Consider the following 22791-nt stretch of genomic DNA (forward strand, 5'->3'; position numbering starts at 1 on the left):
ATGTCACTTATTAAGTGACGTGTTGGGGGCGAGAGGGCTAGGGTCGAGGGATGGGACAGAATCTGGAGGAACTCTTTGATGTCGTGGATGAGCAGGACCGCGTGATCGGGCAGGAGCGGCGGCGTGAGGTGCACCGGCTCGGGCTGCGGCACCGGGCGGTGCACCTGCTCGTGGTGAACCGGGCGGGGCGGGTGTTTCTGCACCAGCGCTCGAGGCAGAAGGATCTGTTTCCGGGCTACTGGGATTCCTCCGCGGCGGGGCATGTGGGTGCGGGCGAGGACTACGACGGCACGGCCGTGCGGGAGTTGGAGGAGGAGCTCGGGTGCCGGCCGGACCAGCCGCCGCGGCCGCTGTTCAAGATCGAGGCGCGGCCGGAGACGGGGCAGGAATTTGTGTGGGCCTACCTGGTGGAGGCGGAGGGGCCGTTTGTGCTGCACCCCGACGAAATCGAGCGCGGGGACTGGTTCACCAAGGAGGAGATCGACCGCTGGCTGGTGGAGCGGCCGCAGGAGATCGCGCCGGCGCTGCACTATATCTGGCCGAGGGTGAGGCCTCACCTGGGGTGAGGCGGTTGTTGGTTGAGGGTTGTTGGTTGTTGGGGCCGGGCCCCTTCGACTTCGCTCAGGGTGATTTGCTGGCAAATCAGAGGGTGTGAGGGCGCGAGGGTATGAGGGTGTGAGGATTTGGGGGCTGGATCCTGAGACCTGAGGCCTGAGATCGGGTCGGGTGGGCGGCGAGTTGGCTCGCGCAGGGTTCGGAGCGCGACCTAGGTAACTGGCCTACGACAGACACCGGAGCGCGACCCTTTCGGCAAGCTCAAGGCCCTGTGCCAGTCGAACGGGCAAGGTCGCTGGCCCACGGGAAGTAACGCAACGGGGTCGCGGCGGCTTCAGGATCGGCCCAACAACCAACAACGAACCACCGATAACGGGCGGCGCCGCCGCCACTACTGCGGTCTCTGTCCCTTCAGGTCGTTGAATTCCTTCGTGCTCATCAGGCGGCGGGGGAGGCGGCGCTCGGCCTCGCTGAGGAGGCGGTCCCATTGCTCGTCCTTCGGCTCGAAGAGCTCCCAGGAGGAGTGGTGGCCATGCTTGCGGTTGAACACGACGTGTCCGCCATGAAACCGCACCTTGATGTGCCATTTCTTGCCTTCCTCGTCTTTGTCCCACCAGCCGAATTCCATGCCCATGCGGGCAGGTTGGGTGGGGAACACCCACGCTGCCAAGTACCAAGTGGCATGGAACAAGGAGCAAGGAGTCACGGCGGGGAGCTTAGGGCTAAGCGCTGAGGGCGTGGGCAGGTGACACGGGGGCGGGAGGTCGAGCCAACCTGCCCGGAGGTCAGGTTCCACCTTTATACCTGTTACTTGCCACGGGCGACTCCGGTCCCATTGTGGCGGGGAATGCTCATTCGAAAATGCATCCTCGGGCTCACCTTGCTCTCGCTGGCGGTCAGCGGACAGGCGCAGCTAGGCGCGGAGATTGCGCAGAAGCATGCGGAGCGGGCGGGCGACAAGCTCGCGGCGGTGAAGTCGCTGCGGGCGGAGGGGCGGACCTTCATCAGCGGGGAGATGGTGCCGTTCACGCTCACGGCGGAGCGGCCGAACCGGTTGCGGGTGGACAGCTTTTCGCCGGTGCGCCGGGTGATCCAGGGTTACGATGGGGAGAGCCCGCCGTGGATCAGTCACTCGGAGCACAAGGGCGGCGCGATCCAGGCCATGCCGGCGCCCGATGCGAAGGATTACATCGCCAATGCGGACTTCGACGGCCCGCTCGTGAACTACGCGGCCAAAAAGTATTCCGTGGACTACGCGGGTGAGGACACGATCGAGGGGCGCCGGGCCTACAAGCTCCTGATGATGAGCCCCAGCGACGACATCTTCTTCCTGTGGGTGGACACCGAAAACCACGAGGTGGTGAAGCGCACGGTGTACCGGGCCAACCAGCAGGGCCGCGTGACGATCGAGACTTTCTTCAAGGACTTCCGTCCGGTGGCCGGCGTGTTGCAGCCGCACCGCATCGAGACGACGTCCAATGGGCGGCTGGTCTACGTGATGGTGATCGACGAGATGAAGGCGAACGTCGAGGTGCCGGTGGGGACGTTTGCGGCGCCGTAAGGCACCAAGGCAGGGTCTCACGCAAAGGCGCTAAGACGCGAAGAAGAGAGGAGTGGGCTCCTTGGCGGCTTGGCGGCTTTGCGTGAACTAGGAATCCTTCGACAGCTCGGCGGCGCGGGCGGTGGCGGCGGCGATGGTGTCGCGGAGGGTGGCGCGGAAGTCGCGCTGGGCGAGGACCTGGAGGCCGGCATAGGTGGTGCCGTTGGGCGAGGTCACCTTGTCGCGGAGCGTCTCGGGGGGCTGGCCGCTGCGGGCGAGGAGCCGGGCGGCGCCGAGGGTCGTCTCGAGGGCGGCGCGGTAGGCGACGTCGGGGGGCAGGCCGGCGGCGACGGCGGCGTCGCGGAGACCGGCGACAAATTCAAAGAGGAAGGCCGGGCCGCTGCCGCCGACGGCCGTCAGGGCATCGAAATAGGATTCGTCGAGGGCGGCGAACTGGCCGAGGGCGTTGAGCAGGCGCTCAACGAGGGCGCGGTCGGCCTCGGCCAGGGGCGCGAGGGAGCAGTAGGGGGTGAAGGCGGCGCCGATGGCGGCGGGGGTGTTGGGCATCGTGCGCACGAGGGCGCGGGCGTGCGGGAAGGTGCGGGCGAGGGTGGCGAGTTTTTTGCCGGCGAGGACGGAGAGCACGAGTTTGCCGCGGGTGAGCTCGGCGAGGCGCGGGTCGGCGGCGGCGAGGGATTGGGGCTTGAAGGCGACGATGACGGTGTCGGCCCCGGCGAGCAGGCGGGCGAGGTCGGCCTCATGGCCGATGCCGGTGTCGGCGGCGAGCTTCCGGGCGGTTTCGCCGCCCTTGCTGGTGCAGACCAGGTCGGCGGGCGCGCAGACCTTCTCGTCCAGCAGGCCGCGGACGATGGCGGATGCGAGGTTACCGGCGCCGAGGAAGGCGATGCGGGGGGAGGGCATGGGGGCGGGGGACTGAGGATAGAGGACGGATGACAGAGGGCGGAGGGGCTGAAATTAGAAATCTGAGATTTGAAATTTACGGCGCGGGGACGGGAGGGAAAGTGGGAATGGCCGGGGGGAAGGGCAAGAGTGCATCGCGGGGCGATAAGGAGGCCCGCGGCGAGTTCGCCGCAGCTCCATTCGACAGCCAGCAACCGAATACGGACAACCACCGGCGCGTTGCGCCGGTTACTTGTTCCGGCGCTCGAGGGGGTGGCGGATGATGCAGATCGCGCCGCCGCCGGGGCGGTCGGTGAGGGTGACCTCGCCGCCGAGGTTGCGCATCGAGTGGCGGGCGATGGTGAGGCCCATGCCCACGCCGACCGTGTGCTTGGTGCTGGTGAAAGGCTCGAAGGCGTGCTCGCGGATCTCGGGATCGATGCCGCGGCCCTTGTCCTCGACCTTGATGAGGGCGAAGCGGCCCTCCTCGGGTTTGTCGATGATCTCGGTGCGGACGTTGATGAGGCGGTCCTCGTCGGGGGCGTCGCCGTAGCTTTCCCAGGCGTTGATGAGGGCCTTGGAGAGGATCTCCTCGAACACCTCGACGTTGGTGTCGATGAGGATCTCGCCGGCGCCGTTCTCGACGGTGACGGGGCGGTCGATCTTGTGCTCGATCTGGAAGCGGCGGATGCCGCTGTCGACCATGCGGACGAGGCTGGCGCGGATGAGAGGCGGGCGGTTCTTCACCACGAGGCCGGTGAGCTGCTTGATGATGCCGACGATGCGGTTGACCGCGTCCTCGAGGTGCTGGGAATTCTTTTTCACCAGCTCGGGCTTGTCGTGGTAGGCCTTGATGAGGTCGACGTAGCCGATGACGACGCCGAGGAGGTTGTTGAGATTGTGGGCGATGCCCTGGGTGACGGCGCCGATGGTGGCGGTGCGGCGGGAGTCGCCGAGGCGGCGCTGGAGGTCGATGAGCTCGCGGTTGATGGCGACGAAGCGGAGCTGGGTCTGGACGCGGGCGAGGGTCTCGTCGAGGTCGATGGGCTTGGTGATGTAGTCGACGGCGCCGACCCCGAGGCCCTCGATCTTGCCCTCCTTGGAGGTGCGGGCGGTGATGAAGATGACGGGGATGGACTTGGTCTCGTCGTCGGCCTGGAGGCGGGTGCAGACCTCGATGCCGTCCATCTCGGGCATCATGACATCGAGGAGGATGAGATCGGGCTTGTCGGCGGCGACGAGGTTCAGGGCTTCCTGACCGGAGTAGGCGGTGGCCACATTCATTCCCTCGCGCTCCAACTTGCGCTTCAGCAACTGGACGTTGATGGGTTGGTCATCGACGACCAGAATCTTCGGGGTGGCCATGGTGTGTACCGGCCATGAAAGACCTTTGCCGAAGACAGGCAAGAACCAGTTGCGCCGTGGGTTGGGAGAAAACCCCCACGGGGACTGGGGGCCGGCGGATCAGGCCGCCGGGCGGGCGGAGCGGGCTTTGCGCCATTCGCGGAAGAATTCCACGACGATGGGCACGACGGACAGAATGATGATGGCGAGGATGACCAGCTTGAAGTTCTTTTGGACGAAAGGCTGGTTGCCGAAGAAGAAGCCGGCGTAGGTGAAGAAGTAGATCCAGATGAAACCGCCGATGAGGTTGTAGGCGAGGAAGCGGGGGTAGGTCATCGCGCCGACGCCGGCGATGAACGGCACGAAGGTGCGGACGATGGGGACGAAGCGGGCGAGGATGACGGCGCGGCCGCCGTATTTCTCGAAGAATTCGTGGGCGCGCTCGAGATGCTTTTTGCGGAGCCAGATCGAGTCCTCGCGCTTGAAGACGGCGGGGCCGATTTTCTTGCCGACCCAGTAGTTGAGCGTGTCCCCGAGGAAGGCGGCCACGAAGAGCAGCGCGGCCATGGCGTGGACGTTGAGGCCGGTCTCGGGCTTGGCGCAGAAGGCGCCGGCGGCGAAGAGCAGGGAGTCGCCGGGCAGGAGCGGCATCACGACGAGGCCGGTCTCCGCGAAGATGATCAGGAAGAGGATGCCGTAGGTCCACGCGCCGTACGCGGCGATGATCTCCGCCAGGTGGCGGTCGATGTGGAGGATGAAGTCGAACAGCTTCTTCGCGAGGTCGAACATGGCGGGCAACAAAAAGGGCAGGTCGCGAGCGAGCCTGCCCCAAAGGGTGAGTTGGAAGACCGCTTAGACGTCGGCCTTGGTCTTGCGGAGACCCTGGACGCGATCGCCCTCCTTCCACTGGCCGCGCTTCTTGAGCAGGGCGACGCGCTCGAAGCGCTTGAGGACGTTACGTTTGACGACCACGCCGCCGCCGGGGGCCTTGAGACTGGGATGCTGGGACATAAAGGGATGCTGGTTTAAGGTGATTTTGTCTGCTGGAAGGGTAGGGAAGTAGAGTTCGCGATAGCCCATGACAAGTATTTTTCGCCCACGTTTTCGGCGCTGACCTCAATCCACTCGGGAACGGCGTAGGGGTGGTGGCGGTGGATCCAGGCGCTGAGGGAGGAGGCGTTGCCCGGCAAATACTTGAAACAGACCCGAAATTCCTCGGTTTGGGTCATTTTACCCTCCCAGTGGTAGTGGGAAGTGACCGGGCCCTCGACTTGGGCGCAGGCGGCCAGCCGGGCCTCGACGGCGCCCCGGGCCAGGCGGTCGGCGTCGGCGCGGTGTTCGGTGGTGGTCCAGGCGACGAACATGGTGGAAGCTTCACCAGCCCTGCGTTTTCCGCAAAGCCAAAATCCGGCCGGGGGCGGGGATAGCCCCAGGCGGCTGCGGCAGGATGAGCGATCCAGCCCGGCAACAACTTAGCCCTTGACGCTCCCGGGGCCAAACCTAGGTGTTTCCCTTCCTTTTTCCGCATCCATGAGAGACGAATACATCCGCGAGGCCCAGAAAGTCATCAACGACCCGAACATCCTGATCAACGTGGTTTCGCGCCGCGTGAAGCAGCTTCGCCGCGGCAGCCGTCCCCTCGTGGAATCGCTCGAGAAGCTGAGCCCCGAGGACATCGCGCTGCGCGAGGTCGCCGAGGGCAAGATCAGCTACGAGCTGCACACGGCCTGAGCCGGCGTGTCGCCTTCCTAGCGCGTTGAGGGCACCCGCCTTCGCCCAGCAACGCCTAAGCGCGTTGAGGGCAACGCGCTCCACCCAGCGAGGCTCCGGCCTCGCTTCTTTGTTTGCCGACATGCGCCGACGGCGCATGTTGATCCCGTCTCATGGCCGCCCAGAAGCACGATCCCACCCGTTATACCGAGATGCGCAATGCCAAGGCGCTGCGGGACTATTTCGTGCACGACAAGTTCGAGGCGGGGGTGAAGCTGACGGGTACGGAGGTGAAGTCGATCCGCGCGGGCAAGGCGCAGATCACGGACGCCTTCGCCCGGATTGAGAAGGGGGAGGTCTGGCTCTACAACGCGTACATCGAGGAGTATTCGCACGGCGGGCTGTCGCAGCACTCGCCCCGGCGGCCGCGCAAGCTGCTCCTGCGCCAGCCAGAGATCCGCAAGCTGCTGCAGGAAGTCGAGACCGCGGGCCGCCAGATCGTGGCGCTGCGCATGTATTTCAAGGAAGCGCTCGTGAAAGTTGAGATTGCCACCGCCACCGGCAAGAAGCAGTTCGACAAGCGCGAAGACTTGAAAAAACGCGAACAGAACCTCGAAGCCCGCCGCGCCCTCCACTCCCGCCGATGAAGCTCCCCGTCCTCCGCTCCCGCCGTCTCCCCGCCGAAGTCACCGTCCGCGTGCCCGGCAGCACATCCAATTGCGGCGCGGGCTTCGACTCGCTGGGCATGGCCCTCAGCATCTACAACGAGATCACGCTGACCCGCGGCGACTGGCGCGGCTCCCGTCCGGGCGCGGCCAGCGACACGCACGGCCTGGACATGGCCGACGAGGCCGCCGGCCTGTTCTTCGTGCGGGCCGGGGTCGAGGAGATCGGCTACACCCTCGCCATCCGCGGCGAGGTCCCGATGTCCCGTGGCCTGGGCTCGAGCGTCACGCTGCGCGCGGGCGTGGTGGCCGGGTTGAACGAACTTACCGGTGCGAAGCTGAGCAAGGACGACCTTTGTTCATTGGTAACCCAGCTCGAGGGCCATCCCGACAACGCCACGCCGGCGGTGATCGGGGGCTTTTGTGTGGCGCGGTGCGACGCGAGCACGGGCGAACTGCTCGGCGTGCTGCGCAAGCCCATCGGGAAGGAACTGTGCTTCGTGGTGGCCTCGCCCAACCAGGAGCTGGAGACGAAGAAGGCGCGCGGCATTTTGCCGAAGGAGCTGCCGTACTTCGATGCGGTGAAGAGCGTGAACAGCGCAACGTACGTCGTGGCGGCCTTCCTCACGGGCGAATACGACCGCCTGCGGCACGCGGTGAAGGATTTCCTGCACGAACCCTACCGGTTGCCGCTGATCCCCGGGGCCAAGCCCGCGATCGAGGCCGGCGTCGCCGCCGGGGCGCTGACCGGCTGGCTGAGTGGCAGCGGCTCAAGTGTGCTGTGCGTCGCGCGGCCGAAGGATGCGGCGAAGGTGGGCCGGGCGATGGCGGCGGCGTTTACCGCGCACAAGCTGACGGCCACGGTGCATGCGCTGTATGCGGACAACGACGGGTTGAAGATCGTCAAGCGGGGGTGAGGGGATGTAGGGCGGGATCTCCGAATCCCGCCTTCGTTCGAGTATGATATCACGTTCGAGGCGGGGTTGCGGCGCCCTCTCCGCCAAGCCTCCGTCGGCGACCCCGCCCTACAATCAACCTGGCTCAGGCGTGCTTGAAGGGATTCGTCGAGCTGATGACCTTCGGCGGGTTGGCGTCGGGCCAGTATTTCACGACCTCCTCGGCGAGGGCGGTCCATTTGAAGGGTTTGCGGACGACGCATTTCAGCGACGGCACGGCGGCAAGCTCGCGCGGGGTGAACGACATGTTGTAGGCCGTGATCATGACCGCCGGGATGGTGGGGTTGATCTTCTGCACGGCGGCCACGAATTCGAGGCCGTTCATGTCGGGCATCTGGTAATCGGTGATGATGATGCCGACATTGAGTTTGGGCATCGCGCGGAGCGCGTCGGCGGGCTTGGTGAAACCATGGACCGGGCAGGCGAGGTGCTCGCTGAGCAACTGCTGCAACAGGTCGATGTAGGAAAATTCGTCGTCCACGAGCACGACAATTTTGTCTCCATTCTTGGCGGGGGATGATGACATACGCGGTTTGCCGTGGCCCGGGCAGCGCACTTGTTTGCAGGGAAAACTGCTTGCCGTCCAGCGGATTAAGGCATGCATGGCGAGATGCTGCATGTGGTCCTGTTTCAGCCGCAGATTCCCCAGAACACCGGCAACATCGGCCGGATGTGCGCGGTGACGCGGTCGCGGCTGCATCTGATCCACCCGCTGGGGTTTGAGGTGACGGACAAGAACCTGAAGCGGGCGGGCATGGACTACTGGTTTTCGCTGGATGTGCACCACCATGCCGACTGGGCGGCGTTCAAGGCCAGTCCGGCGGCGCCGGCGCGGTTGTGGCTCTTTACGACCCATGCGACCCGGGGGTTCTGGGACGTGCGGTATGCCGACGGGGACGGGCTGGTTTTTGGCAACGAGGAGGCCGGGGCGCCGGACTGGCTGCATGCGGAGCTGGCGGATGCGCAACGGGTGAAGATCCCGCATGCTAATGGGGAGCTCCGTTCGCTCAACCTGTCGACGGCGGCCGGGATCGCGACGTATGAGGCGCTGCGGCAGGTGGGGATGCCGGCGGCAGGGAAGTCCGATTGAAATCGCCAGGTGGGCCGCCAGATCGCCCATTCGACATGCTCAGGGCCCCGAGCCAGTCACGGGGCTGGCACCAGACGGTAGCCGGATGTGGCGTGAGCAAGCTCACCGCCCACGGGATCAGCGCGACGGCCCCGAGTTACTTCACGGCCACGGCGCGGAGGGCGGCGGCGACGTTGACGGGGACGAAATTGGTCACATCGCCACCGAGGTGGGCGATCTGCTTCACGAGGGTGGAGCTGGTGTAGCTGTAGGCCTCGTTGGGCATGACGAAGATGGCTTCCACCTTGGGCTCGAGGTGGCGGTTCATGAGGGCCATGTTGAACTCGAACTCAAAGTCGGAGAGGGCGCGGAGGCCGCGGATGATGGCGTCGGCCTTCTGCTGGCGGGCGAAGTCGACGAGCAGGCCGTCGAAGCTCACGACGGTGACGTGGGGGAGGTGGCCGAGGTTGTCGCGGATGAGCGTGACGCGCTGCTCGGCGGGAAAGAGGGGGTTCTTGGCCGAGCGCAAGGCGACGGCGACGGTGACGCGGTCGAAGAGCTTGGCGGCGCGTTCCAGCACGTCGAGGTGGCCGTTGGTGATCGGATCGAAGGTACCGGGGTAGATGCAGTGTCTCATACGAACCTCGGTCAGGATTGCCGGGTGGTCCGGAATGGCGAGGACGTTTTGTGTGAAATCCGGAGGGCGGGCGGGCGGCGGTTCGGTGGCGCGAAGCTTCGGCGGTCATAGACCGCCGCTGCATGGGGGCGGGAAATCGTAGGATTGCCAAGGTTGCCGGGGCGCGCTCGACTCGGGCATGCGTTTCACCGTGGCCAACTGGCTGACCGTTTCCCGCGTGCCATCGATGTTCATCATCGTGTGGCTGATGAACCGTGAATTCCAGTGGGCGGCGACAATCGCGTTCTGGCTCTTCATCGCGGCGGCGCTGACCGACTGGTTTGACGGCATGGTGGCGCGGGCGCGGGGCGAGGTGTCGTCGTTCGGGCGGTTCATGGATGCGATCATCGACAAGGTGATGGTGATCGGCCTGATGATCGCGCTCGTCGTCGGCGGGTATTTCATGGGCCACGAGGTGGCGGCGATGGTGCTGTTGCTCTTCATCCTCGGCCGCGAGTTTGCGGTGTCGGGCATGCGGATGGCGGCGGCGGTGAAAGGCATCACGATCGAGGCCGACCAGGGGGGCAAGGTGAAGACCTTCATCCAGCTCAACGCCATCGGCTGGCTGATGGGTGCGCGGATGTTCCAGCGGGATTTCGGCGAGCTGTTCCGGGGAAGCGAGGGGCTGATCGTGCAGGTGATCCACTGGACGGGCATCGGCCTGTTCGTGTTGTCGGCCGTGCTGACCATCACCTCGGGCTATTCGTATTTCCGCCGGCACGGGCACGTGGTGCTGGACTGAATTTCGCCGCGGATGACACGGATCGTGCCGGATGAATCCAAGGCAGGTTAAAATTCTTTTGTCATGAAACTGACTGAACCGACGTGGCCGCGGGTGTTGCCGACCGGGCTGGTCGTGGGGCTCGCCACGCTCGGACCGCTGGGGGCGCGGTTGCCGGCGCCCGGGACCTGGGGGTCGCTGGCGGGGGTGTTTTATACCTTGGTGTTTTTCGGGCGGATCGGGTGGGTGCCGACGCTGCTGATCACGGTCGCGTTGAGCTATCTCGCGGTCGGCATCACGGGCGAGGCGGCCAAGCGCATGAACAAAAAGGATCCGGGCGAGGTGAACCTGGATGAGTTCATCGTCATGCCCCTGGTTTTTCTCGGTTGGCAGAGCGGGTATCCGGCGGCCTGGCCGGTGTGGGTGGTGCTGGGGGTGGGGTTCGGCCTGTTCCGGTTGTTCGATATTTTAAAACCCTTCGGCATCTCCCGGCTGCAACGCTGGCCGGGTGGGTGGGGAATCGTGGCGGATGATTTTGTGGCCGCGCTGGCGGCGTGCGGGGCGCTGCATGGGGTCGCGTGGCTGGCGACGTGGTGGTGACCCGCCGTCGCCCGGTGGGCTAAGGCGCGGCAAGAGATGAGGGCGGGGGCAACGTCGGGGCGTAAAGCCCTCCCGCATTCGGGCAGGTTATTCTACGCCGATGGTCGAACAGCCCGCCCTGAGGTCGGCCCTAAGAGTGAAGTCCCGCGGGCTTCACTTCGTGTCGGGCGCGGTGCGGCGGCTGCGCACGTTGTCCATGAACTGGCGGAAGGTGACCTCGGCGCGGACGCGGCTGTTGGTGCTGAACTGGGAGCCGTCAGGGCCCCAGGAGGCGCGGGCGCCCAGGCCCAGGATCCACTGGGTCTTGGAATTCAAGGTGTATTTCCGGGGCACGTACCAGAGAAAGCCGGGCCGGACGTGAAGGAAGTGGTCGGTGGTGTCACCGATGACGGCGGTGGTGGCGTAGGTGGTGGTGAGGGTCCACTTGATCCAGCCGAGGTCGTAGATCGCGCCGGCGGTGAAGTTCAGCGCGTGATCCCGGGGCTGGTTGAGGGCGGGGGTGCCGATGATGTCGCTTGCGGTGATGAGATCGAAACCGGCGCCGGAGAAGGTGGTGAGGCGCGGGTTGTGCGAGGAATGGTGCTGGATCAGGAAACCAGGGGCGAAGTGGTTCAGGCCGTCGGTCAGGTCGACCGGCGGATTGCCGACGGGCGTCTCGATGTTCACGAAGAGGCTGGTCTCGAAGTTGGAGCGGGGCCACTCGGGCAGGATGTATTTGGCGCCGAGCCGCACTTCCGCGATGCCGTAGCCGCCGTTGCCGCGGAAGCCGTGGGTGAAATACGCGGCGGCTTCGGGGCTGATCTCCAGGCGGTCGTTGATGGCCCAGCGGAAGCCGGTGTCGAGCCGCATGGTGTCGCGACGGAACAGGTCGCCGACGTGCGGGTGCAGGGTCAGCTTGATCGTGCCGGGTGGATCGATGGTGGGGAGGTCGAAGTCAAACAGCCCGCGGATGCGGGTGGTGAGGGGCGGATTTTCCTGCGGAGATGTGATGTTGCCCGCGGGGACCGGTTGGGCCGGGGCGGACAGCCCGGCCAGCAGGAGGGGGAGGAGCAGAAGGCGACGCATGGATCAGGGCAGAAGTTGGAGGCTTTCGAGTGGGAGGCGCACCAGCAGGCCTTGCTGGAGCACGTCCACTGACACGACGATTCCCTGCGGGTTCGCCGGGTCGTCGACGTAGCCCTCCAGGCCGTGGAGCGGGCCGCCGACGACCTTGACGTGGGTGCCCTTCCGCATGAGCGGGTGGACGGCGGCCTCGAGGCCGGAGGCGCAGATGAGCTTCACATCCTCCAGCTGGCGGAGAAAGCTGGCCTCGTTCTCGACCAGCATGGCGCGGACGAGCAGGTCCTGCTGGTAGATGCGGGCCTTCCGCTCCGGTTCGATGCGGGTGAAGACGTAGCCGGCAAAGAGGGGCTTGGTGAAGGTCTTTTTCTGCGTGCCGTAGCGCCGCACGCTCTTGATCAACGGCAGGTAGTGGGCGAAACCCTCCCGGCCCATGGCGTCGTCAAATTTCTTTTCGCAGCGGGGCTTGGTGTGGCAGACGAACCAGCGCGGTTCGGCGAAGTCGGGCAGATACTGTCCCATGGCCTCAGAGCGCCGCCAGCCGCCGCAGGGCCTCGAGGTAACCGGGGAAGCCCTGGCCGCTGACCATGCCGACACAGGCGGCCGCGGTCATCGAGTGGCGGCGGAATTTTTCGCGTTTCTTGATGTCCGAAATATGCACCTCGATGGCCGGGAGCGGGGCGACGCTCTTCAGGGCGTCGTGGAGGGCGATGCTGGTATGGGAGTAGGCGCCGAAGTTGACGAGGTAACCGTTGATGCCGGCGTCCGCCAGGGCGTGGATGCGGTCGATGAGGGCGCCCTCGTGGTTGGACTGGAAGAAGGTGACGCCGACGCCGAGCACCCGGGCCTCGGTGCGGATGAGTTTCTCCAGGTCCTTGAGGGTGGCCGTGCCGTAGACCGCCGGCTCGCGGCGGCCGAGGCGGTTGAGGTTGGGGCCGTGGAGAATGGCGAATTTTTTCATGAGGACGCGCGCACAGGAGGAAACGGAGGGAAGAGAGAAAAAGGGGGCGGAGGCAAGACTGGGTTGCCTGGGTTGTCCGCGGGTGAAATCAAAGCGGGTTGTCGGTCTCGATGAATTCCCAGGGGAGGCGGAATTTTTTGGCGAGCTCGGCGGCGAGGGCCTTCACGCCATGGGTCTCGGTGGCGTAGTGGCCGCAGCAGATGAGGTTGAGTTTGTGTTCCTGGGCGTAGTTGAACCACTCCTCGCGGAGCTCGCCGGTGATGAGCGTGTCGACCCCGGCGGCGACGAGGTGGGGCACGGCGCCGTTGCCGGAGCCGCTGCAGAAGGCGACGAGCTTCGGGGTGGGGGAGCCGCACTCGATGGAGACGACGCGCGGGTAGAGTTCCTCGAGCCGGGCGCAGAGCTGGGCGCGCTTGAACCGGTTGGGGGCGATCCAGCCGATGAGCTCGTTCTCGTGGGGGAGGAACTGGCGGCGGGGCTTCAGACCGAGCTGGCGGGCCATGAGCACGTTGTTGCCGAGATCCTCGTGGGCATCGAGGGGCAGGTGGCTGGAGTAGACCGCGCAGTTGCCGCGGACCAGGGCGGAGTACCGGCCATAGACACCCCCGGTGAGGGGCTGGACGCCGCCCCAGAAGAGGCCGTGGTGGACGATGAGAAAATCCACGCCACGCGCGACGGCCTGCTCGAAGGGCACGAGGCCGGCGTCGACGGCGGCGCCGATGCGGGTGACCCGGCCGTCGTTGGCGACCTGCAGGCCGTTGTGCGCGCCGGGGAAGTCCTTGAACGAAGGACGCCGGGTGCGTTTGTCGCAGTATTCGACCAGTTGGGAGAGCGAAGCCATGGCGGCAGGCTGGGGGAGGGCGCCGGTGCGTGCAAGCGGGCTGTTGGGGCGGGGCGGAAGCGGGGCGGTGAAGAAGGGTTGCCAGTGAGGGGGCGGCGGCCAACTTGGGTCTGATCATGGCCAAGAAAGCTTCGCCCCCCAGCCCCATCGACCTCATCGCCCAGGCCACCGAGTCCTTCCCGCACCGGCCGAGTTGGGACGAGTATTTCATGGCCACGGCCAAGCTGATCGCCTCGCGTTCCAACTGCGAACGGCTGAACGTCGGCTGCGTGATTGTCTCGTCGGGCCAGCGCAAGAACCGCCTGATCGCGGCCGGCTACAACGGCTGGCTGCCGGGCACGCCGCACGCTTCGCGCATGCGGGACGGGCATGAGCAGGCGACGGTTCACGCCGAGCAGAACGCCATCGCCGACGCCGCCCGGCGCGGCTCGAGCGTCGACGGGTGCACGGCGTACGTGACCCATTACCCGTGCATCAATTGCGCCAAGATCCTCGCGGCCTCCGGCATCGCCGAGATCAAGTACCACGACGACTACCACAACGACCCGCTGGTCCAGCCGATCCTGCGGGAGGCCGGCGTGAAGGTCATCAAGCTGTGACGGGCTGCGGATCGCGATGAAGGAACGCCGCCATGCCGGGAAAACCCAGAGCCTCGCGGGGCAGATGCTGCTCGCGCATCCGGGGCTGGAGGACCCGAATTTCCGGCGTACGGTCGTGCTGCTCTCCGGGCATGACGAAGCCGGGGCCATGGGCGTGGTGCTGAACCGGCCGATGGGCAAGCAGCTGGGCGAGGTGAACGCGGAGTTCGCCCACAGTCCGCTGGCCGGGGTACCGCTGTATGCCGGGGGACCGGTGGATCCGCAGAGCCTGATTCTCGTGAGCTGGCAATGGATCGTGGCCGACCAGGCCTTTCAGCTGACCTTTGGCATCGAGGTGGAGCAGGCGCACGAATTGATCGGCCGGCCGGGACTCACCATGCGGGCCTTCATCGGTTATGCCGGTTGGAGCAAAGGCCAGTTGGAAAACGAATTGCAGCACGATACTTGGGTCACGACCCCGGTGGAGGGCGACTGGTTGTTGAAGCATGACGGGGTGCCGCTGTGGCGGGGGCTGATCAGCCATCTGGACCCGGATCTCAAGCTGATGGCCGACGCACCGGATGACCCGTCCGTAAATTAGGGGCATCAGCGGGTTAGGCGTGACCGCGACTGCGGGCGGGAGCCACTTGCGAGGGAAAAAATATTTTCCTTTGACACGGCTTCGCGGGCCCCCCTTCTTCTGTTCCTTTATGAAAGTTGTTTCCTCCATCAAATCCGCCAAGCTACGTCACCCGGCCTGCCAGGTTGTCCGTCGCAAGGGTAAGATTTACGTCATCAACAAGGTCGAGCCGCGTTACAAGGCGCGCCAAGGCTGATTAACCTCCCCCTTTTACCGTGAAGACCGAAGGCCATCCCGCTCTCAACAACGTCTGTTTCCTCGACATCGGAACCGGCAAGAAATTCCTGACCAAGTCGACGATGAAGTCCGCCCGGACCGAGAAGATCGACGGCCAGGACTACTTCGTCGTCGTGCGCGACGTGACCATGGATTCGCATCCCGCCTACACCGGCGAGAAGCGCCTCGTGGACACGGCCGGCCGCGTCGAGAAGTTCACCACGAAGTTCAAGCGCGCCACCAAGGTCAAGTAAGGCGCCGGCCGACTTGTCCCCCGAAGCCCTCCCGTTGCGGAGGGCTTTTTTGTTTTCCGGCCCGGCCGGAAAACAATCGCGCCATAGCCCGGAGGGCGAAGGCGGATGATGGCGTGGGGCAAGACCGGGCGTCGCACTGGATCAAGCCCGCGCGGAGCGCAGGCTCCCCCTTTCTGCCGGATGACCCGGGAACGGGTCGGGTTGGCGCCACGAACGTCACGGGTTGCTTGGGGCGTGAGCAAGCTCACCGCCCACCGCCGAACCACTCGGATCCTTCACTTCGCTCAGGATGACAGGTTCCGGTGGTCCGGCTCCTCGGTGGGTATCCGAGTCATCCCGGGCTAAAAAGCCTTTCCTCCGGCGCAGCGGTGTGTTCCGTGTGTGCCGTGGCCCAACCCTGCAAACTCCTCTGTCTCGACTGCGATTCTACGCTCAGCGCCATTGAGGGCGTGGATGAGTTGGCTCGGCTGCGCGGGCCCGCCGTGTTGGCGGAGGTCGCGGCGATGACCAATGACGCGATGGACGGGAAGATCCCGTTGGAATCGGTGTTCGCCCGCCGGCTCGAGATCATCCGTCCCGGCCGGGCCGAGGCCGAGGCGATCGGGCAGCTTTACATCAAGGATATCGAGCCGACCGCGGTGGCGACCCTCGCCGCGCTGCGGGCCGCGGGCTGGACCCCGGTGATCGTCAGTGCGGGCTACACGCAGGTCATCGAGCCGCTGGCCCGGCTGTTGGGCATCACGCGGATCGAGGCCGTGCGGCTGGAATTTGATGCGGCGGGGAACTACACCGGTTTTGACGCCGGACATCCCGCCACGCGCAAGGGGGGGAAGCCCGAGATCGTCCGCGCCCTGAAGGCTGAGTTCCGCCCGGTCCGCGCTGTCGCCGTGGGGGACGGGGTGAGCGACCTGGAGACGCGTGATGAGGTTGACCTGTTCGTGGGATTTGGTCGCTATGCGGAGCGCGCCAAGGTGAAGGCCGGGGCGCACGCCTACATCAAGTCCCTGGCCGAGCTCACCACGCTGCTCGCCTAACCAACCCGGGCCGAGGCCCCTGCACCCATGAAGCCACGCACCTCCCTGCTGATCAGCATCCTGCTCCTGACGCCAGTTTTCGGGTTCGCGGCCACCGCTGCGCCGGCCGAGCCGTTTCCCCGCGACCTCGCCAGCTACGCCGAGCCCGAGGGGATGGGCGTGCTGGAGGTGATCCGGGCCCGGGCCGCGGCCGAGCCCTTCAACGTCGTGGCGACGGTGATCTTCGTGCTGGCCGTGCTGCATACCTTTGCCACGGCCAAGATCCGGCACTGGGCGCATGTGGTCGAGGAGCGCCACCACGCGATGCTCAAACGGCGCAACCGGCCGCAGGACATCGACGGCGACGGCCAGCCCGACGAGGTGAGTTTCCTCGGGCAGATCCTGCATTTCTTCGGGGAGGTGGAGGCGGTGTTTGGCATTTGGGTACTCGTGCTGGGCGGGGCGATCATCGCCATGAAAGGCATGGACACGGCGGTGTTTTACCTGGCGGAGACGGTCAATTTCACGGAGCCGATGTTTGTGGTCGTGATCATGGCGCTGGCGTCGACCCGGCCGGTCATGCGGCTGGCGGAGCAGAGCCTGCGGCTGGTGGCCTCGCTGGGCCGCGGCCGGCCGGTGGCCTGGTGGTTTTCGATCCTGACGGTCGCCCCCCTGCTCGGTTCGTTCATCACGGAGCCGGCGGCGATGACGATCTCCGCCCTGCTGCTCGGCAAGCAGTTCTACGACCTGAAGCCGTCGGTGAAGCTGATGTATGCGACCCTGGGCCTGCTCTTCGTGAATATTTCCATCGGCGGCACGCTCACGCACTTCGCGGCGCCCCCCGTGCTGATGGTCGCGGCGGCGTGGGGCTGGGACTTCACGTACATGATCACGAATTTCGGCTGGCACGCGGTCAGCGGCATCGTGATCTCGAACGTGGTGTATTTCCTCATCTTCCGGAAGGAGCTGCTCGCGCTGAAACCGGCGGACCGGTCCGGCGAGCGGGTGGAGGAGCCCGTCCCGGCCTGGGTCACGGGCGTGCACCTGCTGTTCCTGGGCTTCACGGTCTGGGCGGCCCATCATCCGGTGTTGTTCGTGGGTGGCTTCCTGTTCTTCCTGGCCTTTGCCCAGGCGACGGCGCACCACCAGAGCAAGGTGGAGTTGCGCGGCCCCATGCTGGTTGGCTTTTTCCTCGGGGGTCTGGTGATCCACGGCGGCCTGCAAGGGTGGTGGATTGAGCCGGTGCTGGGCAGCCTGGGGGAGGTCCCGCTGTTCGCCGGGGCGACGATTCTCACGGCCTTCAATGACAATGCCCTTATCACCTACCTGGCGACCCTGGTGCCGGGCTTCAGCGAGGAGTTGAAGTATGCGGTCGTGGCCGGGGCCGTGACGGGCGGCGGCCTGACGGTGATCGCCAATGCCCCGAATCCCGCCGGCCAGTCCATCCTGCAGCGGTATTTCCCGGGCGGCGTGTCGCCATTCGGCCTGCTGTTGGGCGCCATGGTGCCGACTGCTATCGTGGCATTCTCCTTTATGGTGCTTTGAGCGGCCGGCATGGCTCCTGCATGCTCCCGCCCATGTCCATTATGCTGCCGGTCGCGTCTGGGAGTCCGACGGAGATCCCGCCGGCCCTGATCATTCCCTTTGGCCTGCTGTTGTTGCTCATCGCGGTGATGCCGCTGAGCCCGGCCCGCGTGAAGCACTTCTGGGAGCATTATTACCCGTTTGTCGCGCTGGGCCTGGGCCTGGTGGTCGGCGCCTATTACCTGCTACAGGTGCCGGCGGGCGGGACCACGATCCTGCATACGGTGCAGGAGTATTTCTCATTCATCTGCCTGATCGGTTCGCTGTTCGTCGTGGCCGGGGGCATCCACCTGAAGGTGCGGGGGTCGGCCTCGCCGGTGGAGAACGTGGTGTTCCTGACCGTGGGGGCGCTGGCGACCAACCTCATCGGGACCACTGGGGCCTCGATGCTGCTGATCCGGCCTTGGATCCGGATGAACCAGCCGCGGATCACGGCGTACCACATCGTCTTTTTCATCTTCATCATCGCCAACTGCGGCGGCGCGTTGACGCCGATTGGGGATCCGCCGCTGTTCCTTGGTTACCTGCGCGGGGTGCCATTTTTCTGGCTGGTGGAGCATGCGATGCTGCCCTGGCTGGGTTGTCTGGGCCTGTTGCTCGGGGTGTTTTACCTGATCGACCGGCGTAATTTCATCCGGCTGGACCCGGCACTCCGGGCCCGGGCGGAAGCGGCGGACACCTGGCGGTTTGAGGGCGGCGTGAACGTGCTCTTTTTGCTGGTGATCGTGGGTGCCGTGTTCCTGCCGTCCGTGCCGTTCCTGCGCGAGGGAGTGATGATCGCCGCCGCGGTGGCCTCGTACCGGTTGACGGCGGCGGGGGTGCACGGGAAGAACGAGTTCAGCTTCGGCCCGATCAAGGAGGTGGCGTGGCTCTTCATCGGCATCTTCCTGACGATGATGCCCGCGCTGGACTATCTCGGGCAGCACGGCCGGGAATTTGGCTTCGCGCATCCGCTCCAGTATTTTTTCTCGACGGGCGCGCTGTCCGCCGTGCTCGACAACGCCCCGACCTACCTGAACTTCCTCAAGCTGGCCGAGGCGAGCCTGGTGGCTCCGGGGGCCGGCGTGGCCGCCTTGCTGGTGGAGGCCCCGCGCTTTGTGGTCGCGGTGAGCCTGGGCGCGGTGTTCTTCGGGGCCATGACCTACATCGGCAACGGCCCGAATTTCATGGTCAAGAGCATCGCCGAGAGCGCGAACGTGAAGGTCCCGACCTTCTTCGGGTACGTGTTCAAGTACAGCCTGCCCGTGCTGCTGCCGATCCTGGCACTGGTGGGCTGGCTGTTTGTGCGCTGACGCGGACGCAGGCAGAGCGCGGCGCAAGCCAGGAGCGCGAGCGAGCTCGCTGGCCCACGGGGGTCAGGGGAACAGCCCGCGTTTTGCCTTGGCTTCGGCGACGCGGCTGATGCCGAGAACGAGGGCGGCGGTGCGGCGGCTGCAGCCGTACTTTTTCTTCGTCTCCTCGACGGAGGCCTTCGCCTTGGCGAGCATGCGGTAGAGTTTGTCGAAGACCTCGTTTTTCGACCAGTAGTAGTTCTGCTGGTTCTGGAGCCATTCGAAGTAGGAGACGATGACGCCGCCCGAGTTGCAAAGGACGTCGGGGATGACCTCGATGTCGGCGCGCTCGGCGAGGATGGCGTCGGCCTTGTTGGTCACGGGGCCATTGGCGCCCTCGGCGAGGATGCGGCATTTCAGCTTCGCGGCGTTCTGGTCGGTGATGACGCGCTCGAGGGCGGCGGGGATCAGCACGGTGCAGGGTAGCTCGAGGAGCTGCTCGTTGGTGATAGGCTCGCCGCCGGGGAAGCCCTGGAGGGTCTTGTGCTCGGCGATCCAGGCCTGGGCGGCCTTGAGGTCGAGGCCCTTGGGGTTGTGGACGCCGCCGGTGTAGTCGGAGATCGCGATGATCTCCGCGCCCCAGTGGTAGAGCGCGTGGCCGGCCTCGCTGCCGACGTTGCCGAAGCCCTGGATGGCGACGGTGGTGTTCTCCGGCTCGATGCCGAGGTCCTGGAGGTAGGACTTGACGAACCAGGCCACGCCCTCGCCGGTGGCCTCGCGGCGGCCGAGGGAGCCGCCGAGGGCGATGGGTTTGCCGGTGATCACGCCGGGGTCGAAGTGGCCCTTGTGGTTGGAATAGGTGTCGACCATCCAGCCCATGACCTGCTCGTTGGTGCCGACATCCGGCGCAGGGATGTCGACGTTGGGCCCGATGAAGGGCAGGATTTCCTGCATGTAGCGGCGGGAGAGGCGCTCGAGCTCGTTGGCCGAGAGCAGGCGCGGGTCGACGACGACCCCGCCCTTGGCGCCGCCGTAGGGCAGGCCGGCGAGGGAGCATTTCCAGCTCATCCACATGGCGAGGGCGGCGACCTCGCCGAGCGAGACGTCATGGTGGAAGCGGATGCCGCCCTTGGCGGGGCCGGTGGAGAGGTTGTGCTGGACGCGGTAGCCCTCGAAGATCTCGATGCGGCCGTCGTCCATCCGGACGGGCATGGAGACGACGACGCAGCGGCGGGGGCGCTTGGTGCGTTCGCGGAGGCCCGCGTCGAGGCCGAGGATGTCGGCCGCGAGGTCAAATTGGGTGCAGGCCTGTTGGAAGACAGGCGACTGGTAGATCGTGTTGTTGAGTGCCATGGGGTAGGGGCCGGGGCCCGGTTTTTTGTTGGCCGCAGCATGGCAGGCGGCACGGGTTTAGCAATTGGCTTCCATTCCGGTCCGGTGGGACCGCCGGCGGCGGGAAATGACCGGGGGCGGCTGCTGACACAGGGTTGTCAGCGTGCTATGTTATTGTCCGTCGTCCCGTAAGTCCCTTTCAAGAGATCAGCCAACCGCCGGATCATGCCCTTGTTCAAACTTCATTCCGACTACCAGCCCACCGGGGACCAGCCGCAGGCGATCCAGGCGCTGGTGGAGTCGTTGCGGGCGGGCAACCGGCACCAGACGCTGCTGGGCGTCACGGGCTCGGGCAAGACCTTCACCATGGCGAACGTGATCGCGCAGCTGGACCAGCCGGCGCTGATCATCTCGCACAACAAGACGCTCGCGGCGCAGCTCTACTCGGAGTTCAAGGCCTTCTTCCCGGAGAACGCGGTCGAGTACTTCGTCAGCTACTACGACTACTACCAGCCCGAGGCCTACGTGCCTTCGAGCGACACCTTCATTGAGAAGGACTCGTCCATCAACGAGGAGATCGAGCGCCTGCGCATTGCCACGACCAGCTCGCTGGTGAGCCGGCGGGACGTGATCGTGGTGGCCAGCGTCTCGTGCATCTACGGGCTGGGTTCGCCCGAGGAATTTTTCGCGATGCGCATCGGCCTGCAGCGGGGCGCCACGCTGAACCGCAACAAGTTCCTCGAGCGGCTGGTGGACAATCTGTACGAGCGGAACGACTATGACCTGAAGCGCGGCGCCTTTCGGGTGCGTGGCGACACGGTGGACGTGATGCCGGCCTACCTGGAGCACGGGCTGCGGGTGGAGTTTTTCGGCGACGAGATCGAGGCGCTGACCGAGTTCGAGCCGGTGAGCGGCGCGGTGCTGCGCAAGATCGACCAATTCGACCTCTACCCGGCGAACCAGTATGTGACCTCGCGCGGCAAGCTGGACGTCGCCCTCGGCCGGATCAAGGCCGAGCTGGAGGAGCGCGTAGCCTTCTTCGAGCAGAAGCAGCAGTACCTCGAGGCGCAGCGCGTGCGGATGCGCACGACCTACGACCTCGAGATGCTGCAGGAGATGGGCTTTTGCAGCGGCATCGAGAACTACTCCCTGCATCTGACCGGGCGGCAGCGGGGCGACCGGCCGTTCTGCCTCGTGGACTTTTTCCCGAAGGATTTCCTGACGCTCGTGGACGAGAGCCATGTGTCGATCCCGCAGATCGGCGGCATGTTCAACGGCGACCTCGCGCGCAAGTCGACGCTGGTGAATTTCGGTTTCCGCCTGCCCTCGGCGCTGGACAACCGGCCGCAGAGCTTCGCCGAATTTCAGCAGATCACGGGTCAGACCGTCTACGTGTCGGCGACGCCGGCGCCCTTTGAGCTGGGGTTGTCCACGGTGATCGCCGAGCAGGTGATCCGGCCGACGGGCCTGCTGGACCCGGAGATCACGATCCGGCCCACCAAGGGCCAGGTGGAGGACCTGATCGGCGAGGTGCGCCTCGCGGTCGAGCAAGGAGAACGTGTGCTGGTGACCACGCTCACCAAACGCTTGTCCGAGGATCTGACCTCCTACATGCGCGACGCCAAGGTCCGGGTGGAATACCTGCATTCCGACATCGACGCCCTCGAGCGGGTCGAGATCCTGCGCAATCTGCGCAAGGGCAACTTCGATGTGCTGATCGGCATCAACCTGCTGCGCGAAGGGCTGGATCTGCCCGAGGTGGCGCTGGTGGCGGTGCTGGATGCGGACAAGGAGGGCTTCCTGCGCAGCGCCACGAGCCTGATGCAGACGGCGGGACGGGCGGCCCGGCACGAGAAGGGGCGGGTTATTTTCTACGCGGACAAGATCACGGACTCGATCCAGCGGACGATGGAGGAGGTCACGCGGCGTCGCGCCAAGCAGCTCGCCTACAACCAGGAGCACGGCATCACACCCCGCAGCGTGAAGCGCGGGGTGCAGGCCAGCCTGCACACTTATGACGGCACGGGCACCGACCTGAACACGGAGGCGGTGGCGGAGTCGGCGGACGACGTGGCGGCGGTGATTGCGGAGCTGGAGGACGACATGCAGGTGGCCGCGAACAAGCTGGAGTTCGAACGCGCCGCCCTGCTGCGCGACCAGATCAACGCGTTGAAGTCAGGGGACTACAAGTCGACCGGGAAGAAGCAGGCCGGGTACGGGCGGAAAGGCAAAAAGAAGGGGAAGTAGGGAGGAGCGAAATCACGGCGGGGTCGCCGTGGCTCCAGAATAAAAAAATGGGCGCACGC

The 22791-nt window shown here is 65.7% G+C and carries 29 protein-coding genes; 16 read left to right on the plus strand and 13 right to left on the minus strand.

Annotated elements, in window-relative coordinates; all coding sequences use genetic code 11:
* Positions 1-50 precede the first annotated feature (50 nt).
* Positions 51-566: an NUDIX hydrolase gene (locus Verru16B_RS12655; protein WP_069962619.1), complete on the plus strand. Its 516-nt coding sequence runs from the start codon at positions 51-53 to the stop codon at positions 564-566.
* A 380-nt stretch (positions 567-946) separates the two neighbouring features.
* Here the strand turns inward: Verru16B_RS12655 and Verru16B_RS12660 are convergent, their stop codons facing one another.
* A complete protein-coding gene (locus tag Verru16B_RS12660; RefSeq protein WP_237023411.1) occupies positions 947-1261 on the minus strand; it encodes a hypothetical protein in 315 nt (104 codons plus the stop codon).
* 141 nt (positions 1262-1402) lie between these two features.
* Here Verru16B_RS12660 and Verru16B_RS12665 point away from each other — a divergent pair, with 141 nt between their 5' ends.
* The gene (locus tag Verru16B_RS12665) at positions 1403-2116 is read left to right on the plus strand and encodes a LolA-like protein (RefSeq protein WP_069962621.1); all 714 of its coding nucleotides are present in this window, start codon (positions 1403-1405) and stop codon (positions 2114-2116) included.
* An 87-nt stretch (positions 2117-2203) separates the two neighbouring features.
* Here Verru16B_RS12665 and proC read toward each other — a convergent pair whose 3' ends face one another.
* The 5 genes from proC to cutA all read right to left on the minus strand — a co-directional run bounded on the left by proC (position 2204) and on the right by cutA (position 5703).
* Positions 2204-3016, minus strand: a complete 813-nt coding sequence (gene proC / locus Verru16B_RS12670) for a pyrroline-5-carboxylate reductase (protein ID WP_069962622.1) — start codon at positions 3014-3016, stop codon at positions 2204-2206.
* Positions 3017-3244: 228 nt separating this feature from the next.
* Entirely contained in the window at positions 3245-4360 is a 1116-nt protein-coding gene (locus Verru16B_RS12675) for an ATP-binding response regulator (protein WP_069962623.1), read from the minus strand.
* Positions 4361-4459: 99 nt separating this feature from the next.
* The gene (locus tag Verru16B_RS12680) at positions 4460-5128 is read right to left on the minus strand and encodes a DedA family protein (RefSeq protein ID WP_069962624.1); all 669 of its coding nucleotides are present in this window, start codon (positions 5126-5128) and stop codon (positions 4460-4462) included.
* A 63-nt stretch (positions 5129-5191) separates the two neighbouring features.
* Positions 5192-5350 carry a small basic protein gene (locus Verru16B_RS17925; RefSeq protein WP_083270330.1) on the minus strand — a complete coding sequence of 53 codons (159 nt, stop codon included), beginning with the start codon at positions 5348-5350 and terminating at the stop codon, positions 5192-5194.
* A 14-nt stretch (positions 5351-5364) separates the two neighbouring features.
* The gene (gene cutA / locus Verru16B_RS12685; protein ID WP_069962625.1) at positions 5365-5703 is read right to left on the minus strand and encodes a divalent-cation tolerance protein CutA; all 339 of its coding nucleotides are present in this window, start codon (positions 5701-5703) and stop codon (positions 5365-5367) included.
* 166 nt (positions 5704-5869) lie between these two features.
* On the opposite strand from cutA, the gene Verru16B_RS12690 reads away from it, so the two are divergent.
* From Verru16B_RS12690 to thrB, 3 genes are all read left to right on the plus strand, one after another.
* Positions 5870-6070: a DNA-directed RNA polymerase subunit omega gene (locus Verru16B_RS12690; protein WP_069962626.1), complete on the plus strand. Its 201-nt coding sequence runs from the start codon at positions 5870-5872 to the stop codon at positions 6068-6070.
* A 152-nt stretch (positions 6071-6222) separates the two neighbouring features.
* On the plus strand, positions 6223-6696 hold the full coding sequence (smpB, locus tag Verru16B_RS12695) for an SsrA-binding protein SmpB (protein WP_069962627.1): 474 nt from the start codon (positions 6223-6225) through the stop codon (positions 6694-6696).
* Positions 6693-7631, plus strand: coding sequence for a homoserine kinase (thrB, locus tag Verru16B_RS12700; RefSeq protein WP_069962628.1), 939 nt, complete (start codon positions 6693-6695; stop codon positions 7629-7631). Before smpB ends, thrB begins: the two co-directional genes overlap by 4 nt.
* Before the next feature lie 124 nt (positions 7632-7755).
* Here thrB and Verru16B_RS12705 read toward each other — a convergent pair whose 3' ends face one another.
* The gene (locus tag Verru16B_RS12705; RefSeq protein ID WP_069962629.1) at positions 7756-8196 is read right to left on the minus strand and encodes a response regulator; all 441 of its coding nucleotides are present in this window, start codon (positions 8194-8196) and stop codon (positions 7756-7758) included.
* A gap of 84 nt (positions 8197-8280) precedes the next feature.
* Between Verru16B_RS12705 and Verru16B_RS12710 the strand changes: the two genes are divergently transcribed.
* Positions 8281-8760, plus strand: coding sequence for a TrmH family RNA methyltransferase (locus Verru16B_RS12710; RefSeq protein WP_069963740.1), 480 nt, complete (start codon positions 8281-8283; stop codon positions 8758-8760).
* A gap of 136 nt (positions 8761-8896) precedes the next feature.
* Here Verru16B_RS12710 and coaD read toward each other — a convergent pair whose 3' ends face one another.
* Positions 8897-9376: a pantetheine-phosphate adenylyltransferase gene (coaD, locus tag Verru16B_RS12715; RefSeq protein WP_069962630.1), complete on the minus strand. Its 480-nt coding sequence runs from the start codon at positions 9374-9376 to the stop codon at positions 8897-8899.
* Between the two features lie 178 nt (positions 9377-9554).
* Between coaD and pgsA the strand changes: the two genes are divergently transcribed.
* Positions 9555-10157: a CDP-diacylglycerol--glycerol-3-phosphate 3-phosphatidyltransferase gene (gene pgsA / locus Verru16B_RS12720; RefSeq protein WP_069962631.1), complete on the plus strand. Its 603-nt coding sequence runs from the start codon at positions 9555-9557 to the stop codon at positions 10155-10157.
* Between the two features lie 63 nt (positions 10158-10220).
* Positions 10221-10736 (plus strand): phosphatidylglycerophosphatase A family protein, encoded by a 516-nt coding sequence (locus tag Verru16B_RS12725; RefSeq protein WP_069962632.1) that lies wholly within the window; start codon positions 10221-10223, stop codon positions 10734-10736.
* A gap of 153 nt (positions 10737-10889) precedes the next feature.
* Here the strand turns inward: Verru16B_RS12725 and Verru16B_RS12730 are convergent, their stop codons facing one another.
* The 4 genes from Verru16B_RS12730 to Verru16B_RS12745 form a co-directional block, all read right to left on the minus strand.
* On the minus strand, positions 10890-11801 hold the full coding sequence (locus Verru16B_RS12730) for a hypothetical protein (protein ID WP_069962633.1): 912 nt from the start codon (positions 11799-11801) through the stop codon (positions 10890-10892).
* A gap of 3 nt (positions 11802-11804) precedes the next feature.
* On the minus strand, positions 11805-12317 hold the full coding sequence (gene nusG / locus Verru16B_RS12735; protein ID WP_069962634.1) for a transcription termination/antitermination protein NusG: 513 nt from the start codon (positions 12315-12317) through the stop codon (positions 11805-11807).
* Between the two features lie 4 nt (positions 12318-12321).
* Positions 12322-12756, minus strand: coding sequence for a type II 3-dehydroquinate dehydratase (locus Verru16B_RS12740; protein ID WP_069962635.1), 435 nt, complete (start codon positions 12754-12756; stop codon positions 12322-12324).
* An 88-nt stretch (positions 12757-12844) separates the two neighbouring features.
* Positions 12845-13597, minus strand: coding sequence for a Nif3-like dinuclear metal center hexameric protein (locus Verru16B_RS12745; protein ID WP_069962636.1), 753 nt, complete (start codon positions 13595-13597; stop codon positions 12845-12847).
* Between the two features lie 116 nt (positions 13598-13713).
* On the opposite strand from Verru16B_RS12745, the gene Verru16B_RS12750 reads away from it, so the two are divergent.
* From Verru16B_RS12750 to Verru16B_RS12780, 7 genes are all read left to right on the plus strand, one after another.
* Complete coding sequence (locus tag Verru16B_RS12750; protein WP_083270332.1) at positions 13714-14196, plus strand: deoxycytidylate deaminase; 483 nt, start codon at positions 13714-13716, stop codon at positions 14194-14196.
* Positions 14197-14212: 16 nt separating this feature from the next.
* A complete protein-coding gene (locus tag Verru16B_RS12755) occupies positions 14213-14776 on the plus strand; it encodes a YqgE/AlgH family protein (protein WP_069962637.1) in 564 nt (187 codons plus the stop codon).
* Positions 14777-14885: 109 nt separating this feature from the next.
* The gene (gene ykgO / locus Verru16B_RS12760) at positions 14886-15011 is read left to right on the plus strand and encodes a type B 50S ribosomal protein L36 (protein WP_069962638.1); all 126 of its coding nucleotides are present in this window, start codon (positions 14886-14888) and stop codon (positions 15009-15011) included.
* 19 nt (positions 15012-15030) lie between these two features.
* Positions 15031-15285 carry a type B 50S ribosomal protein L31 gene (locus tag Verru16B_RS12765; protein WP_069962639.1) on the plus strand — a complete coding sequence of 85 codons (255 nt, stop codon included), beginning with the start codon at positions 15031-15033 and terminating at the stop codon, positions 15283-15285.
* A gap of 386 nt (positions 15286-15671) precedes the next feature.
* On the plus strand, positions 15672-16319 hold the full coding sequence (locus Verru16B_RS12770; RefSeq protein WP_069962640.1) for an HAD-IB family phosphatase: 648 nt from the start codon (positions 15672-15674) through the stop codon (positions 16317-16319).
* A gap of 27 nt (positions 16320-16346) precedes the next feature.
* Positions 16347-17843, plus strand: coding sequence for a putative Na+/H+ antiporter (locus Verru16B_RS12775; RefSeq protein ID WP_069962641.1), 1497 nt, complete (start codon positions 16347-16349; stop codon positions 17841-17843).
* A 32-nt stretch (positions 17844-17875) separates the two neighbouring features.
* Positions 17876-19174, plus strand: coding sequence for a sodium:proton antiporter (locus Verru16B_RS12780; RefSeq protein WP_069962642.1), 1299 nt, complete (start codon positions 17876-17878; stop codon positions 19172-19174).
* 63 nt (positions 19175-19237) lie between these two features.
* On the opposite strand, the gene Verru16B_RS12785 is transcribed toward Verru16B_RS12780, so the two are convergent.
* Positions 19238-20506, minus strand: a complete 1269-nt coding sequence (locus Verru16B_RS12785; RefSeq protein ID WP_069962643.1) for a Glu/Leu/Phe/Val family dehydrogenase — start codon at positions 20504-20506, stop codon at positions 19238-19240.
* 204 nt (positions 20507-20710) lie between these two features.
* Here Verru16B_RS12785 and uvrB point away from each other — a divergent pair, with 204 nt between their 5' ends.
* Positions 20711-22732 (plus strand): excinuclease ABC subunit UvrB, encoded by a 2022-nt coding sequence (gene uvrB / locus Verru16B_RS12790; protein ID WP_069962644.1) that lies wholly within the window; start codon positions 20711-20713, stop codon positions 22730-22732.
* Positions 22733-22791 lie beyond the last annotated feature (59 nt).

Source organism: Lacunisphaera limnophila, from assembly GCF_001746835.1.
GTDB lineage: Bacteria > Verrucomicrobiota > Verrucomicrobiia > Opitutales > Opitutaceae > Lacunisphaera > Lacunisphaera limnophila.

Coding starts and splice junctions, on each gene's coding strand:
- Verru16B_RS12775 (WP_069962641.1), top strand. CDS start 16,347: ATGAAGCCACGCACCTCCCTGCTGATCAGCATCCTGCTCCTGACGCCA.
- Verru16B_RS17925 (WP_083270330.1), bottom strand. CDS start 5,350: ATGTCCCAGCATCCCAGTCTCAAGGCCCCCGGCGGCGGCGTGGTCGTC.
- Verru16B_RS12780 (WP_069962642.1), top strand. CDS start 17,876: ATGTCCATTATGCTGCCGGTCGCGTCTGGGAGTCCGACGGAGATCCCG.
- proC (WP_069962622.1), bottom strand. CDS start 3,016: ATGCCCTCCCCCCGCATCGCCTTCCTCGGCGCCGGTAACCTCGCATCC.
- coaD (WP_069962630.1), bottom strand. CDS start 9,376: ATGAGACACTGCATCTACCCCGGTACCTTCGATCCGATCACCAACGGC.
- Verru16B_RS12785 (WP_069962643.1), bottom strand. CDS start 20,506: ATGGCACTCAACAACACGATCTACCAGTCGCCTGTCTTCCAACAGGCC.
- Verru16B_RS12745 (WP_069962636.1), bottom strand. CDS start 13,597: ATGGCTTCGCTCTCCCAACTGGTCGAATACTGCGACAAACGCACCCGG.
- Verru16B_RS12730 (WP_069962633.1), bottom strand. CDS start 11,801: ATGCGTCGCCTTCTGCTCCTCCCCCTCCTGCTGGCCGGGCTGTCCGCC.
- Verru16B_RS12680 (WP_069962624.1), bottom strand. CDS start 5,128: ATGTTCGACCTCGCGAAGAAGCTGTTCGACTTCATCCTCCACATCGAC.
- uvrB (WP_069962644.1), top strand. CDS start 20,711: ATGCCCTTGTTCAAACTTCATTCCGACTACCAGCCCACCGGGGACCAG.
- Verru16B_RS12750 (WP_083270332.1), top strand. CDS start 13,714: ATGGCCAAGAAAGCTTCGCCCCCCAGCCCCATCGACCTCATCGCCCAG.
- Verru16B_RS12690 (WP_069962626.1), top strand. CDS start 5,870: ATGAGAGACGAATACATCCGCGAGGCCCAGAAAGTCATCAACGACCCG.
- cutA (WP_069962625.1), bottom strand. CDS start 5,703: ATGTTCGTCGCCTGGACCACCACCGAACACCGCGCCGACGCCGACCGC.
- Verru16B_RS12665 (WP_069962621.1), top strand. CDS start 1,403: ATGCTCATTCGAAAATGCATCCTCGGGCTCACCTTGCTCTCGCTGGCG.
- Verru16B_RS12675 (WP_069962623.1), bottom strand. CDS start 4,360: ATGGCCACCCCGAAGATTCTGGTCGTCGATGACCAACCCATCAACGTC.
- Verru16B_RS12655 (WP_069962619.1), top strand. CDS start 51: ATGGGACAGAATCTGGAGGAACTCTTTGATGTCGTGGATGAGCAGGAC.
- smpB (WP_069962627.1), top strand. CDS start 6,223: ATGGCCGCCCAGAAGCACGATCCCACCCGTTATACCGAGATGCGCAAT.
- nusG (WP_069962634.1), bottom strand. CDS start 12,317: ATGGGACAGTATCTGCCCGACTTCGCCGAACCGCGCTGGTTCGTCTGC.
- thrB (WP_069962628.1), top strand. CDS start 6,693: ATGAAGCTCCCCGTCCTCCGCTCCCGCCGTCTCCCCGCCGAAGTCACC.
- Verru16B_RS12740 (WP_069962635.1), bottom strand. CDS start 12,756: ATGAAAAAATTCGCCATTCTCCACGGCCCCAACCTCAACCGCCTCGGC.
- Verru16B_RS12705 (WP_069962629.1), bottom strand. CDS start 8,196: ATGTCATCATCCCCCGCCAAGAATGGAGACAAAATTGTCGTGCTCGTG.
- Verru16B_RS12725 (WP_069962632.1), top strand. CDS start 10,221: ATGAAACTGACTGAACCGACGTGGCCGCGGGTGTTGCCGACCGGGCTG.
- Verru16B_RS12710 (WP_069963740.1), top strand. CDS start 8,281: ATGCTGCATGTGGTCCTGTTTCAGCCGCAGATTCCCCAGAACACCGGC.
- ykgO (WP_069962638.1), top strand. CDS start 14,886: ATGAAAGTTGTTTCCTCCATCAAATCCGCCAAGCTACGTCACCCGGCC.
- Verru16B_RS12755 (WP_069962637.1), top strand. CDS start 14,213: ATGAAGGAACGCCGCCATGCCGGGAAAACCCAGAGCCTCGCGGGGCAG.
- pgsA (WP_069962631.1), top strand. CDS start 9,555: ATGCGTTTCACCGTGGCCAACTGGCTGACCGTTTCCCGCGTGCCATCG.